This is a genomic window from Arthrobacter sp. 05T442 (genome assembly GCF_056395945.1).
Genome location: NZ_JBFTKM010000014.1, coordinates 73,219 through 87,211, shown reverse-complemented (window position 1 = coordinate 87,211; position 13,993 = coordinate 73,219). Strand labels below are relative to the sequence as shown.

The window sequence follows — 13,993 nt, the reverse complement described above, 5'->3', positions numbered from 1 at the left end:
TCGGGCCCAGAAAGCGCCACCTAGCTTGAAGGCATGACTGCCGGAGGCCCCGCGGGGTTAGATGGACCTGCCTCGGATGCAATGTTGAAGCTTGGCCGATTCTTCACGAAATGGGACCAGACCGACGACGGCAGGGCGGTGTTCAGGGAGGGCGGCCGCAAGGGCGACATCTTTTACCGCGACCGGTGGAGCCACGACAAGGTGGTCCGCTCCACGCACGGGGTGAACTGCACCGGATCCTGCTCGTGGAAGGTGTACGTCAAGGACGGCATCATCACGTGGGAGTCCCAGCAGACCGACTATCCGTCCGTGGGGCCGGACAGCCCGGAATACGAGCCGAGGGGCTGCCCGCGCGGGGCGGCCTTTTCCTGGTACACCTACTCACCCACGCGGGTGCGCTTCCCTTACGCCCGCGGCGTCCTGGTGGAAATGTACCGCGAAGCCAAGGCCCGGCTGGGCGACCCGGTGCTGGCCTTCGCCGACGTCGTGGGGGACCCGGAACGGCGCCGCCGCTACCAGCAGGCCCGCGGCAAGGGCGGCCTGGTGCGCGTTTCCTGGCAGGAGGCGATCGAAATCGCCGCCGCCGCGCACGTGAACACGATCAAGGCCTACGGGCCGGACCGCTGCGCCGGCTTCTCGCCGATCCCGGCGATGTCCATGGTCTCGCACGCGGTCGGGACCCGCTTCATCCAGCTGATCGGCGGGGTGATGACGTCCTTCTACGACTGGTACGCGGACCTGCCGGTGGCCAGCCCGCAGGTGTTCGGCGACCAGACCGACGTCCCGGAATCCGGTGACTGGTGGGACGCGAGCTACCTCATGATGTGGGGCTCCAACGTCCCGGTGACCCGGACCCCGGACGCGCACTGGATGGCGGAGGTGCGGTACCGCGGCACCAAGGTGGTCACGGTCAGCCCGGACTATGCGGACAACACGAAGTTCGCCGACGAGTGGCTCCCCGCCCAGGCCGGAACGGACGCCGCACTGGCGATGGCCATGGGGCACGTCATGCTCAAGGAATTCTTCGTCGACCGCGACGTGCCCTTCTTCTCGGACTACGTCCGCCAGTACACGGACCTGCCGTTCCTGGTCCGGCTGGAACGGCGCGACGACGGCTCACTCACGCCGTCCAAGTTCCTCACCGCCAGGGACCTCCCGGCCGAGGCCGGGGCAGAGGATGCGGCGTTCCGCACCGTGCTGTTCGATAAGGCCACCGGCCGGCCCGCGGTCCCCAACGGCTCCATGGGATTCCGCTACTCCGGCAGCGGCGAGGGCAAATGGAACCTGGACCTTGAGGGGATCGAACCGGCGTTGTCGCTCCGCGAAGTCTCCGGGGAAAGCGCCGAGATCCTGCTGCCGTGCTTCGAGGACGCGGGCGGGGCCGGCAGCGTGTTCCGGCGCGGCGTGCCCGTCCTTGAGCTGGAAGGCCAGCTGGTCACCACAGTCTTCGACCTCATGCTTGCGCAGTACGGCGTGGGCCGCGAGGGGCTCCCGGGCGAGTGGGCCGCCGGTTACGACGACGCCGCCACCCCGTACACCCCGGCCTGGCAGGAGGAGATCACGTCCGTCCCGGCGCAGGCCTGCATCCGGGTCGCGCGGGAGTTCGCCCGCAACGCGGAACAATCCAAAGGCCGGTCCATGATCATCATGGGTGCAGGGATCTGCCAGTGGTTCCACGGCGACGCCACCTACCGGGCCGTGTTGGCCCTGGTGATGCTGACCGGCTGCATGGGCCGCAACGGCGGGGGCTGGGCGCACTATGTGGGGCAGGAGAAGACCCGGCCCGCCACTGGCTGGGTGTCGCTGGCAAACGCGCTGGACTGGGCCCGGCCGCCGCGGACCATGATCGGCACCGGCTACTGGTACATGCACACGGACCAGTGGCGCCAGGACGGCTACTCCGCGGACGCGCTCAAATCCCCGCTCTCCACCGGAGCGTTGGACGGGATGCACACCGCGGACGCGCTGGCGCAGTCCGCCCGGCTCGGCTGGATGCCGTTCTACCCGCAATTCGACCGGAACCCGCTGGACGTGGCGGATGAGGCGGAGGCCGCCGTCGCCGCCGGAACGGCCAAGGACACCCCGGGCTACATCGCCGACGCCCTGAAGAACCGCACCCTCAACCCGGCGATCGAGGACGTGGACGCCCCGGAAAACTGGCCCCGGACCCTCGTCCTGTGGCGCTCCAACCTGTTCGGCTCCTCGGCCAAGGGCAACGAGTACTTCCTCCGGAACCTGTTGGGAACCCACAACAACGTCCTCGGCCAGGACCACGCCGAAGGGCTCAAGCCCCGGGACGTGAAATGGCACGAGCAGGCGCCGGAAGGGAAACTGGACCTGCTGGTCTCCGCGGACTTCCGGATGACTTCCACCACGCTGCTGTCCGACGTCGTGTTCCCGGCCGCCACTTGGTACGAGAAACACGACCTGTCGTCCACCGACATGCACCCCTTCGTGCACGCCTTCACTCCCGCGATCGATCCGCCGTGGGAGACCAAGACCGACTTCGAGACCTTCCACCTCCTGGCCCGGGAGTTCTCCCGGATGGCGAAAACCCACCTCGGGGTCCGGCGGGACCTCGTGAGCGTGCCGCTGCAGCACGACACCCCCGGCCAGCTCGCGCAGCCCGGCGGGATAGTCCGGGACTGGAGGGACACCTCCATCCCGGCGGTGCCCGGGCAGAACATGCCCATTTTTTCCGTCGTGGAGCGGGACTACACGGCCATCGCTGACAAGCTGGCCGCCGTCGGGCCCCTGGCGGACAAACTCGGTTTCACGGTCAAGAACGTCACCTACAAACTCGCCGGCCCGCTGGAGAGACTGAGCCGCTCCAACGGCGTCATGCTCGGCGGCGCCGCGGACGGCCGCCCCGCGATCGACACCGACGCGAAAATGGCCGAGGCCATCCTGGCGTTTTCCGGCACCACCAACGGGGCGCTGTCCGTGCAGGGCTTCAAGGACCTGGAAATCCGCACCGGGAGGAAGCTCGCGGACCTGTCCGAGGGTTCCGAGGAAAAATTCATCACCTTCGCCCAGACCCAGGCCGGCCCGGTTCCTGTCATCACCTCGCCGGAATGGTCCGGGTCCGAAACCGGCGGCCGGCGCTACGCCCCGTTCACCATCAACGTCGAACGGCTCAAACCCTGGCACACGCTGACCGGACGGATGCATTTCTTCCTCGACCACGACTGGATGATCGACATCGGCGAGGCCCTGCCGATCTACCGCCCGCCGCTGGACATGCACCGGCTGTTCGGGGAACCCAAACTCGGCCAGGACGGGGCCATGGAAGTCGTGGTCCGGTACCTGACCCCGCATTCGAAATGGTCCATCCATTCCGAATACCAGGACAACCTGCTCATGCTCTCGCTGTCCCGCGGCGGACCCACGGTCTGGATGAGCCCGTCCGACGCCGCCGCGATCAAGGTCAAGGACAACGACTGGGTGGAGTGCCTGAACATCAACGGCGTCCTCGTGGCCCGGGCCATTGTCAGCCATCGGATGCCGGCCGGCGTGGTCTACGTGCACCACGCGCAGGAACGCACCATCGACGTGCCGAAGTCGGAGGCCACCGGCCGGCGCGGCGGCATCCACAATTCTGTGACCCGGCTGCTGGTCAAGCCCTCGCACCTGATCGGCGGCTACGCCCAGCTGGCCTACGCGTTCAACTACCTTGGCCCCACCGGAAACCAGCGCGACATGGTTGCCACCGTCCGCCGTCGTTCCCAGGAGGTGCAGTACTGATGCGTGTCATGGCTCAAATGGGCATGGTCATGAACCTGGACAAATGCATCGGCTGCCACACCTGTTCCGTGACCTGCAAGCAGGCCTGGACCAACCGTGCGGGCACCGAATACGTCTGGTTCAACAACGTCGAAACCCGCCCCGGGCAGGGGTATCCGCGCCGCTACGAGGACCAGGAGAAATGGCAGGGCGGCTGGTCGCTGAACAAGCGCGGAAAACTGGTCCTCAAGGCGGGCGGCCGGGTCAAGAAGCTCTTCGGGATCTTCGCCAGCCCGGTCCAGCCCGAGCTCAAGGACTACTACGAACCGTGGACCTACGACTACAAGACCCTCGTGGACGCACCCCTCGGCGACGACTTCCCGGTGGCCCGGCCCAAATCCCTCATCACGGGGGAAGACACCAAGATCACCTGGTCCGCCAACTGGGACGATGACCTCGGCGGCTCCACTGAGCACGGCCACCTTGACCCGATCGTGGAGAAAATCCGGCGGGAATCCGAGGACAAGATCAAGTTCGCGTACGAGCAGACCTTCATGTTCTACCTGCCGCGGATCTGCGAGCACTGCCTGAACCCGTCCTGCATGGCTTCCTGCCCCTCCGGCGCGATCTACAAGCGCGTGGAGGACGGGATTGTCCTGGTGGACCAGGACAAGTGCCGCGGCTGGCGCCAGTGCGTCACCGGCTGCCCGTACAAGAAGATCTACTTCAACCACAAGACCGGCAAGGCCGAGAAATGCACCTTCTGCTATCCGAGGGTGGAAGTGGGGCTGCCGACGGTCTGCTCCGAGACCTGCGTCGGGCGGCTGCGGTACCTGGGCCTGTTCCTGTACGACGCCGACGCCGTCACCGAAGCGGCGTCCGTCACCGACCCGCAGGAACTCTACGACGCCCAGATGGACGTGCTGCTGGACCCGAACGACGCCGCCGTCCAGGCGGAGGCGCGGGCGCAGGGCATCCCGGAGGACTGGATCGACGCCGCCCGCCGCTCGCCCGTGTACGCCCTGGCCAAGGTCTACAAGGTGGCGCTGCCGCTGCACCCGGAATACCGGACCATGCCGATGGTCTGGTACGTCCCGCCCCTCTCGCCCGTAGTGGACCTCCTGCGGGACCAGGGGCACGACGGCGAGGACGCCGGCAACCTCTTCGGCGCCATTGATGCTCTCCGCATCCCGGTGGAGTACCTCGCGGAACTGTTCACTGCGGGCGACGCGGACCGCGTCACGGCCGTGCTGAAGAAGCTGGCCGCGATGCGCTCCTACATGCGCGGGATCAGCCTCGGCAACGACCCCGAGGATTCCATCCCCGAGGCCGTGGGCATGGACGGCCAGAGCATGTACGAGATGTACCGGCTGATGGCGATCGCGAAGTACGAGGAGCGCTACGTCATCCCGAAGGCCCACGTGGAACAGGCGCACGACCTCGAGGAAATGGGCTGCTCACTGGACTTCGAAGGCGGCCCGGGCATGCAGGACTCCGCGCCGTTCGGCGAGGCCAGCGGCAGGCCCGTCCCCGTGGCGGTGGAAACCTTCAATGCGCTGCGGGACCGGCAAACCTCCGGCTCCGCACCCGGAGAGGCGAGCCTGCGCGGCAGGGTGAACCTGCTCAACTGGGACGGCACCGGCGCGCCGGAGGGGATGTTCCCGGCCAAACCCGGTCCGTCTGGTCCGCCGCCGGCGGGGGACCAGCGGTGACGCGGCGCACCCAGGTCCTCTATCTGGCCGCGGCCTGGTGCCTGTCCTATCCGGACGAGGAACTCATCGGCCGCGTGCCGCTCATGCGGGCCGCGCTCGCCGAGTTCCCGGGCTCTGCGGCGGACTTCGCGGAGGTCCTGGACCGGCTCGAGTCCACCGCTCCCATGGAAATCCAGGCACACTACGTGCGCGAGTTCGATCTCGGCAAGCGCCACGCGCTGCATTTGTCCTACTGGACGGACGGGGACACCCGGCGCCGCGGCGAAGTACTGGGCAATTTCAAGAAGGCGTACCGGCAAAGCGACATCCTCGTCGACACCCACGGGGAGCTGCCGGACTACCTTCCGATGGTCCTCGAATACGCCGCGGTGGTGGACATGGCTGCCGGCCGCGAGCTGCTGACACGCTTCCGGGCGAGCCTGGAGATGCTGCGCTTCGGGCTGCTCCGGGATGAGCTTCCGCATGCGCGGATCCTGCAGGCCGTCTGCGCGACTTTGCCCGGAAAGTCCCCGGCGGACGAGCAGGCCGTCATGCGGATGGCCGGGTACGGGCCCCCTACCGAGGCCGTGGGGCTCGATCCTTACGATCCGCGGCTGCTGCCCGTGAAGGGGGCCTGACCATGCTGGTACTCGAGACCGCGCCCGGATCCGCCGTCGACATCTCCGCTGTGGACATCCTGCTCTGGGGAGTCCTGCCGTACGTCATGATGGTTGTCCTGGTGGGAGGGCTCGTCTGGCGCTACAAATATGACCAGTTCGGCTGGACCACCCGGTCCTCCCAACTCTACGAGTCGAGGCTGCTGCGCATCGCCTCCCCACTGTTCCATTTCGGCCTGCTCGCCGTAATCGCCGGCCACTTCTTCGGCCTGGTCATCCCGATGGTGTGGACCCAGGCCGTGGGCATGAGCCAGGAGTTCTACCACTTCAACGCGTTGCTGGTAGGTGGCGTGGCCGGGGTGGGGACCCTGGGCGGGATCATCCTGCTCATTTACCGGCGCCGCACCACCGGGCCGGTCTTCATGGCCACCACCCGGAACGACAAGACCATGTACGTCGTGCTCACGGCGGCGATCGTCTTCGGGCTGTGGACCACCCTCGCCAGCGTCTTTGAAGGCGAACACGGCCACAACTACCGGGAGACCGTCGCCCCGTGGTTCCGGTCCCTGTTCATCTTCAAGCCGGACATCGCCGCGATGGCCGCCGCCCCGTTCTCCTTCCACCTGCACACCCTCGTGGGCATGTCGCTGTTCGTCATTTGGCCGTTCACCCGCCTCGTCCACGCCTTCACTGCCCCGTTCCACTACCTCTTCCGGCCCTACATCGTCTACCGCTCGCGCGACCGTGACAAGGCCGGGGCCGCGGGCACAGCCGGAACCGCGGGCGCGCGGACCACGGGCACAGCCGCCCGCCGCGGCTGGTCCGCCGTCGGAACCCGGGACCGGGACACCCGGAACCGCTGAGCACAACGTCCGAACCGAAGTCCCGAACGAAAAAGGAGAACACCGTGGCCGGAGCAGCGCCCCTGTCCGCAGCCGCCCCCGCCGGCCGGACACTCAACCTGGTGCTCGCCACCTGTGCTTCGGTGGTGTGCTTCTGGGCGTGGAATTCCGTGGCGACCCTGGGTTCCTTCTACACCCAGAACCTGCACCTGAACCCGGCCGCCACCGGCGTCCTCGTGGCCATGCCCGTGTTCGTGGGATCGCTCGGGCGGATCGTCGTCGGAACCCTTGCGGATAAGTACGGCGGCCGCGCCATGTTCACCTTCGTCCTGCTCGCCGCCATCCTCCCGATCCTGGGCGTGGCGCTCGGCGGCACCCTCAACTCCTTCGCCGTGGTCCTCGGCGCGGGGCTGCTGCTCGGGGTCGCCGGAACGGTTTTCGCCGTCGGCATCCCGTTCGTCAGCGCCTGGTTCGAGCCCGCAAGGCGCGGTTTCGCCACCGGCGTCTTCGGCGCAGGCATGGGCGGAACGGCGCTGGCCGCGTTCCTCAATCCCCGCCTCGTCGCCGGAATCGGCTACTTCCCCACGCACCTGCTGATCGCGGGGCTCCTGGCCGTCATGGCCGCCTTCATCTGGTTCTTCATGAAGGAATCGCCGGGCTGGACCCGCAACACCGCACCTGTGCTGCCCAAGCTCGCCGATGCGGCCCGGACCCCGGTCACCTGGAAGATGTGCTTCTTGTACGCCGTCGTGTTCGGCGGCTTCGTTTCCTTCGCCACCTACTTGCCCACGTACCTGCGGGATGTCTACAGCTTCGACCCCGGCGGGGCCGGGGCCCGCACCGCAGGGTTCGCCCTTGCCGCGGTGCTCGCCAGGCCGGTGGGCGGGGTGCTTGCGGACAAGCTTGGCCCGAAGCCGGTGGTCATCACCTCCCTCCTCGGCGTCGCGGTGCTCGGCTGGGTGGTGAACCTGAAGGTCGACGGCGAAGTCCCCGCCGGGCTGACTTTCGTCGCGATGGCAGCGGCGCTGGGCCTGGGCACGGGAGGGGTATTCGCCTGGGTCGGCGTGCTGGCGCCGGAAGGAAAGGTCGGCAGCATCAGCGGCGTGGTCAGCGCCGCCGGCGGCCTCGGCGGCTACTTCCCGCCACTGGTGATGGGCGCCACCTACGACGCCGCGACGCACAGCTACTCGATCGGGCTGCTGCTGCTCGTGGTCACGGCGCTCGCGGCGCTGGCGTTCACGGTCTTCGCCGTCCGGGGGAGGGCCAGGCGCGGCACGCCGCCGCCCAGCGGGGCCGTCAGCCCCGCCTAGACGACGAGCCGCGCTTAGACGGCGAGCCTCGCTTAGCCGAAGACCAGGTGCGCCAGCGTGAAGATGGCCAGCCCAGCGAGGGCTCCCACCACGGTGCCGTTGATTCGGATGAACTGCAGATCCTTGCCCACCTGAAGCTCGATCTTCTGCGAGGTTTCCTCGGCGTCCCAGCGGGCCACGGTGTCGGTGATGACGCCGGCAATATCCGAGCGGTACGTTTTCACGAGGTAGCCCGCGGCGTCGCCGATCCAGGCGTTCACCTTGCCGGCCAGCTCCGGATCGACCACCAGCCGGGTGCCGAAATCATGCACGGCGGCCTTGAACTTCACCGTCAGTTCACTGTGGGGATCGTCGACGGCGGTCAGCAGCGCCGCCTTGATGGTGCCCCACGTGCGGGAGGCCAGCTCCCTGACCTCGGGATCGCCGAGCACCTGCGCCTTGATGCCCTCGGCCCGGGCGATCATGACGGGATCGTGCTGCAGGTCCTTGGCCAGCGACTTGAGGTACGTGTCGATAGACTGGCGGACCTGGTGCTGCGGATCGGACTGCACCGCCTTGGTGAACTTCAGAATCTCCAGATAGACCTTGTCTCCGACGAGGCCGTCCACGAACTGCGGAACCCACTGCGGGGAGCGGTCCGACACCAGCCTGCCGACGGTCTCGTGGTTGTCCCGCACCCAGTCCACGGTACGGTCCACGAGGAGGTCCACGAGGGTGTGGTGGTGGCCGTCGGCGAAGATCCGCTCCGCGAGCCGTCCCACCGGCGGCCCCCACGGGGGAGTGAGCAGGTGCCTGCGGACCATTCCCTCGATCACGGACTGGACGTCGTCGTCATTGAGGACCTTGAACGCGCCGCGGATGACGGCCGCGCCCTCCTTCGCGACGCGCTCGGCGCCGCCGGGACCGGACAGCCATGCGCCCGCCTTCCGCGCGATGTCCGCCGACGCCAGCTTCTCCTGGACCACCTCTTCGGACAGGAAGTTGGTCTCCACGAATTCGCCCAGCGAGGCGCCGATCTGGTCCTTGCGGCGCGGAATGATGGCGGTGTGGGGGATCTTGATGCCCATCGGGTACTTGAACAGGGCCGTGACGGCGAACCAGTCGGCCAGGGCGCCCACCATGCCGCCCTCGGCCGCGGCCCGGACGTACTCAAGCGACGGATACTGCTTCTGCAGGGCGAAGGCGGCCACGAAGACGATGGCCATCGCGATCAGCAGGGACAGGGCCAGCAGTTTCATGCTCCGCAGGGCCGCAGCCTTTTCGACGTCGTTGGATGCGTCGCCTTGCCGGCCGGCCGGGCCGGCTGCCTGGACGGCAGGCGGCACGGAGGTGCCGGCCGCGCCGCCGGAACGGGTATTTGCCTCAGTGTTCACCTGCATGTGCCCAGCCTAGTCCCGCACGGGCAGGGGCTGTCCGCTAACGTGTCACCATGACGACTGACGTGTCCATCCCCGCCCGTCCGCTGGTGTACGCCCACCGGGGCTCGAGCGGAGCTTTCGCCGAGCACACCCGGGCCGCCTATCTGCAGGCAATCACCGACGGCGCCGACGGCGTGGAGTGCGACATACACCTGACCCGGGACCAGCACGCGGTGCTGCTGCACGACGCCAACCTGGACCGGACCTCGGACGGCACCGGGCCCGTGGCCGACCGAACCCTGGAAGAGCTCCGGCTGCTGGACTTCTCCTCCTGGAAAGGTGCGAGAATCCCGGATGAATACGGTGCCCGGTCCGAACAGCTCCTGACCCTGCCTGAGCTGCTCGACATCCTGCGCTCGGCCGGACGGGAGATCGGCCTGGCGATCGAACTCAAGCACCCCAGCCCCTTCCAGCTCAAACTCGAAGACCGGATCCTCGAAATCCTCACGGCCGAAGGCTGGAATCCGGAGTCGTCGATGCTGGGGAACATCACGGTGTCGTTCATGAGTTTCAGCCCGGATTCAGTCAAGCACCTGCTCAGGTCCGTTCCGGCGTCGTCCGTCTGCCAACTGGTGGACGACGTGGTTGTGGAGGAAATCCGGGAGGAACTCGGTCTCGGGGCCCTCACCGGAAGCGCACTGGCCAACGTCATGAAAGCCGCTCAGACCGAAGCGGAGCGGATCCTCGATGAATGCGAGGCCGGCATGGCCGGCCCCGGCGTTGACTATGTCCGCAGCCACGCGCGCACAGTCCAGCGCTGGCTCGACTCCGGGCGGCGGTTCCGGGTATGGACGGTGGACTCAGAAAACGACGTGACCCTGTGCCAGGGGCTCGGCATCCACGAGATCACCACAAACCGCCCTGCCGAGGTCCTGGCCCAGCTCACGGCCGGCAGCCAGCCGCTGCGCTGAACTCCACCCCTCCGGCCCGGCTGCCTCCGGATTACGGTCGGCACTGTGGCTGTGGTTGAGTGGTTCCATGCCATTTCCCTGGTCCGGCCCGGCCACCCAGACACTGTCCGCGGCCGCCATGAGTGCCCTGCTGCTGGCCAGTGCCGGAAAGCACTTCCGCGAGCCGGAATTCTTTGACCACGTGGTCCCGGACGTTCTCTGCCGCGACGACTCGGGGGACACTCCGAACGGGCCCTTCGCCGTTCTCTCCCGCGGGGAGTGGGTCGCGGCGAGCGGGCTCCTGGAAGCCGCCGCCGCCGTCGGGCTGCTGGTCCCGGCCACCCGCCGGGCCGCGGCCGGCTGCGTCACGGCGATGTTCACCCTGTTCCTCGCCGGTCACGTTGACGCACTGCGCAAAGCCTACGGCCCGGCGGGAACGCCCCGCGGACGGAAGGCACACACAGTACGGCTGCCGTTCCAGGCTCCCCTTATCCTTTGGGCCTGGACCCTGATGAAACGGCCCGTGCGGCACCCGGCTCCGCGGAAGCCGGGTCCGGGACTGCGGCTGTGAAACTCCTGCAGTCCCCGGCTGTGCGGATCGGGCTCTCCATCAGCATCGCCACCGGCCTCTACGGGGTGTCCTTCGGTGCCCTGTCCATCACCTCGGGACTCGACTTCTGGCAGACCATGGCCTTGAGCCTTTTATTGTTCAGCGGCGGGTCACAGTTCGCCTTTATCGGGGTGGTGGCCGGCGGTGGCTCCGGGGTCGCCGCCCTGGGCGCCGCGACCCTGCTGGGCATGCGCAACGGGATTTACGGCATGCAGGTCAACGCCCTGCTGCGGCCGCGCGGCTGGCTCCGCTTCGCCGCGGCCCAGCTCACGATCGATGAATCCACCGCGACGGGCACGGGGCAGACGGACCCGATCGAGCAGAAGCGCGGTTTCTGGACCGCCGGGATCGGCGTCTTCTGCCTCTGGAACCTGTTCACGGCGCTGGGGGCCCTGGCGGGAGGTGCCCTGGGGGACCCCAAGCAGTGGGGCCTCGACGGCGCGGCTGTCGCGGCTTTCCTGGGCCTGCTGTGGCCGCGGCTGAAAGGCCGGGAACCGGTCGCGATCGCCGTCGTCTGCGCATTGGCCACCGTACTGGCCGTGCCGTTCGTGCCCTCCGGCGTTCCGATTCTCGTCGCGGCCGTCGTCGCGGCAGCGGTCGGCTGGTTCAGCCGCGGGCGCCGTGACGAAGGCCTGGAACCGGACCTGGACCCCTACGCCGGGCACCACGTTGTCCATCCCCCCGATAGCCGTCCGGGGAGCGCCGCATGAACCTCTGGATGTGGCTGCTCCTGTCCTGTCTGCTCGCCTACGCCTGGAAGCTGCTCGGATACCTGGTGCCGGCCAGCCTGCTCCGCGATCCCCGGACATCCCGGATCGCCGGAACCATGACGATCGGCCTGCTGGCGTCCCTGACGGTCGTCAACGCCGTCGCCTCGGGCCAGTCCCTCGCGTTTGACGCGCGGCTGGGCTCGCTTGCCGCGGCCGGAGTCGCGCTGTGCTTCCGGGCGCCCTTCCTCGTCGTGGTGCTGGCCGGGGCCGCCGCGGCCGCCGGACTGCGCCTCATGGGCTGGGACTGACCGGCCGCCCCCGACCGCCCGCCTCTGACCGACCGCCCCCGACCGCCCGCCTCTGACCGGCCGCAACGAATCGGCCGGAGCTCACTGGCTCCGCCGGGCGCAGCGGAATGGTCTTTAGTCCCTATTGGGGGCAGAAACCGCGTGGGAGCATTCGAAGATGAGTGAAAAAGAGGACCCGGAGGCCACTGGGGGAGCCACGGGCGAGCCAGGCAAGGGGCATCGTGCCAAGCCCCACGAGCCCTTCGTTCCCCCGGGCGCCGAGTCCACTAGGGAACTGCGGGAGATGGCCCGACGGCGCCGGGAAGCCGAGGAGAAGCTTCAGCACCACCTTCTCGAGGCCAAAGAGAAGCCGGCGGAGGACTGATGCCGGGGGCCCGTCTGTCGGAGCGGCTGCAGGACCTGGTGCTTGAGAATGCGAGCCTTGACGAGTTCCTCGACGAGCTGTCCGGCGTCTCCGCCGAGTTTGCCGTCTTTGCTGCCGGGTGCCCGGTTCTGTGTTCGGTGCGGCTGACCCGGCACCGGCTGCCGGCGGCCGTTGCCGGCAGCGCCCCCGAGGCGCTCGCCCTGGAGCAGCTGCAGGAGCGATTCTTCGGCCCGGGGCTGGAAGCCCTGAAGACCGGCAAGGCATCACGGCTCAACGGCGCCGTCGCGGAGCCGCGGATGGTCCGCTACCAGCAGGCCGCGGCCCAGCGCGGCAGCCGGAGCATTTTGAGCGTGCCGCTGGCGCTTGATCACGGGGCCGCGGCCGTCCTGACGTTCTTCGCCGCCTGCCCCGACGCGTTCGACGGCGGGATTGCCGACGCGTGCGAGGCCTTCGCCGCGACGGCCGGCAAGTCCATGCGGCTGGCCGTGCGGCTCGGGTCCGTCGAGAGCATGAACCGGGACCTGCTGCAGGCCATGAAGTCGCGCACCATCATCAATCTCGCATCCGGAATTCTCATGGCCCAGAGCCGCTGCTCCCAGGCTGAGGCCTTCAACCTCCTCAGCAAGGTCTCCAACAACCGCAACGTCAAGCTGCGGACCGTGGCCGAGGAGATCCTGCGCCGGTTCGACTACGGTGTGTGTTCCACCGACTTCAGCGCCCGGGCGTAGCCGGCAGCGGCATTAGCCCAACACGGCCTCGAATGCCGTGCCGGGAAACGGGGCCTGCGGTGGCAGGGGACGGTGCGGCCGCTCGGTCCGGATGGCGTCTTCGATGAGCGCCACAGGCCGGCGCCAGGCGTCCGAGCCGGGCTCCATGGTGTCCACGACGCCGATCAGCATGGCCAGGAGGCGGATCATGTCCGCCATTGAGATATCGCTGCGGAGGGTTCCCTGCCCCTGCCCCCGCCCCAGCAGCACTGCGACGGATTCGATCAGGCCGCCGGTGATCCCGGTCAACAGTCCCCGGCGCCCCGCGACGGCGCCCAGGAGGTTGGCGTCCTCACTGGCAACGCGCATCAGGGCATTGATGACCCGAAGCAGGCCGTCGGCGGCGTCGGGACCCGCAAGCGCCTCGTCAATGACCGGATCGACCTGCTCCCGGAGCTGCCGGTTCAGTGCCGCGAGCACGAGTTCTTCCTTGTCCGCGAAATTCCGGAACAGCGTTGCCGGCCCCACTCCGGCCGTCACGGCGATGGTCTGCAGGGGAACTTCCGGGCCGTGCTCGCGGAAGCAATCCATGGCCGCGGTGATGATCTTGTCCACGTTGCGCGCCGCGTCAGCGCGGAGCGGCCTGCGGTCTACTGCCCGGTTCATTTGCCTAGGGTAGCAACGCAGAGGTTGGAGAAACCTGTTACTTCCGGGTATCCCGTTATGTGACGTTTTCGGCCACCTGTCCGGGGCGCTGAAGCCTCTCATGCACGTGAAAGACTAGGGCCCGAAGGCCTGCAAAA

General features: G+C 68.1%; 13 protein-coding genes. 11 read left to right on the top strand and 2 right to left on the bottom strand.

Features of this window, described 5'->3' with window-relative positions; genetic code table 11:
- Nucleotides 1–33 precede the first annotated feature (33 nt).
- The 5 genes from AC1DES_RS14005 to AC1DES_RS13985 are packed head-to-tail and all read left to right on the top strand — an operon-like array spanning nucleotide 34 to nucleotide 8,183.
- Nucleotides 34–3,744 carry a nitrate reductase subunit alpha gene (locus AC1DES_RS14005; RefSeq protein ID WP_476896308.1) on the top strand — a complete coding sequence of 1,237 codons (3,711 nt, stop codon included), beginning with the start codon at nucleotides 34–36 and terminating at the stop codon, nucleotides 3,742–3,744.
- A complete protein-coding gene (gene narH / locus AC1DES_RS14000) occupies nucleotides 3,744–5,435 on the top strand; it encodes a nitrate reductase subunit beta (RefSeq protein ID WP_476896307.1) in 1,692 nt (563 codons plus the stop codon). The genes AC1DES_RS14005 and narH overlap by 1 nt, the downstream gene beginning before the upstream one ends.
- On the top strand, nucleotides 5,432–6,052 hold the full coding sequence (gene narJ / locus AC1DES_RS13995; RefSeq protein ID WP_476896306.1) for a nitrate reductase molybdenum cofactor assembly chaperone: 621 nt from the start codon (nucleotides 5,432–5,434) through the stop codon (nucleotides 6,050–6,052). The genes narH and narJ overlap by 4 nt, the downstream gene beginning before the upstream one ends.
- A 2-nt stretch (nucleotides 6,053–6,054) precedes the next feature.
- On the top strand, nucleotides 6,055–6,894 hold the full coding sequence (gene narI, locus AC1DES_RS13990; RefSeq protein ID WP_476896305.1) for a respiratory nitrate reductase subunit gamma: 840 nt from the start codon (nucleotides 6,055–6,057) through the stop codon (nucleotides 6,892–6,894).
- 44 nt (nucleotides 6,895–6,938) lie between these two features.
- A complete protein-coding gene (locus AC1DES_RS13985; RefSeq protein WP_476896304.1) occupies nucleotides 6,939–8,183 on the top strand; it encodes an MFS transporter in 1,245 nt (414 codons plus the stop codon).
- Nucleotides 8,184–8,215: 32 nt separating this feature from the next.
- Here AC1DES_RS13985 and AC1DES_RS13980 read toward each other — a convergent pair whose 3' ends face one another.
- A complete protein-coding gene (locus AC1DES_RS13980; protein WP_476896328.1) occupies nucleotides 8,216–9,421 on the bottom strand; it encodes a DUF445 domain-containing protein in 1,206 nt (401 codons plus the stop codon).
- A gap of 191 nt (nucleotides 9,422–9,612) precedes the next feature.
- Here AC1DES_RS13980 and AC1DES_RS13975 point away from each other — a divergent pair, with 191 nt between their 5' ends.
- The 6 genes from AC1DES_RS13975 (at nucleotide 9,613) to AC1DES_RS13950 (ending at nucleotide 13,211) form a co-directional block, all read left to right on the top strand.
- Entirely contained in the window at nucleotides 9,613–10,512 is a 900-nt protein-coding gene (locus tag AC1DES_RS13975) for a glycerophosphodiester phosphodiesterase (RefSeq protein WP_476896303.1), read from the top strand.
- Nucleotides 10,513–10,579: 67 nt separating this feature from the next.
- Nucleotides 10,580–11,062, top strand: a complete 483-nt coding sequence (locus AC1DES_RS13970) for a DoxX family protein (RefSeq protein WP_476896302.1) — start codon at nucleotides 10,580–10,582, stop codon at nucleotides 11,060–11,062.
- Nucleotides 11,059–11,811 carry an AzlC family ABC transporter permease gene (locus AC1DES_RS13965; RefSeq protein WP_476896301.1) on the top strand — a complete coding sequence of 251 codons (753 nt, stop codon included), beginning with the start codon at nucleotides 11,059–11,061 and terminating at the stop codon, nucleotides 11,809–11,811. Before AC1DES_RS13970 ends, AC1DES_RS13965 begins: the two co-directional genes overlap by 4 nt.
- On the top strand, nucleotides 11,808–12,119 hold the full coding sequence (locus tag AC1DES_RS13960) for an AzlD domain-containing protein (protein ID WP_476896300.1): 312 nt from the start codon (nucleotides 11,808–11,810) through the stop codon (nucleotides 12,117–12,119). Before AC1DES_RS13965 ends, AC1DES_RS13960 begins: the two co-directional genes overlap by 4 nt.
- A 157-nt stretch (nucleotides 12,120–12,276) precedes the next feature.
- A complete protein-coding gene (locus AC1DES_RS13955) occupies nucleotides 12,277–12,483 on the top strand; it encodes a hypothetical protein (RefSeq protein WP_476896299.1) in 207 nt (68 codons plus the stop codon).
- Nucleotides 12,483–13,211 (top strand): ANTAR domain-containing protein, encoded by a 729-nt coding sequence (locus AC1DES_RS13950; RefSeq protein ID WP_476896298.1) that lies wholly within the window; start codon nucleotides 12,483–12,485, stop codon nucleotides 13,209–13,211. The genes AC1DES_RS13955 and AC1DES_RS13950 overlap by 1 nt, the downstream gene beginning before the upstream one ends.
- A 12-nt stretch (nucleotides 13,212–13,223) precedes the next feature.
- Here the strand turns inward: AC1DES_RS13950 and AC1DES_RS13945 are convergent, their stop codons facing one another.
- Nucleotides 13,224–13,856 carry a TetR/AcrR family transcriptional regulator gene (locus tag AC1DES_RS13945; RefSeq protein WP_476896297.1) on the bottom strand — a complete coding sequence of 211 codons (633 nt, stop codon included), beginning with the start codon at nucleotides 13,854–13,856 and terminating at the stop codon, nucleotides 13,224–13,226.
- Nucleotides 13,857–13,993 lie beyond the last annotated feature (137 nt).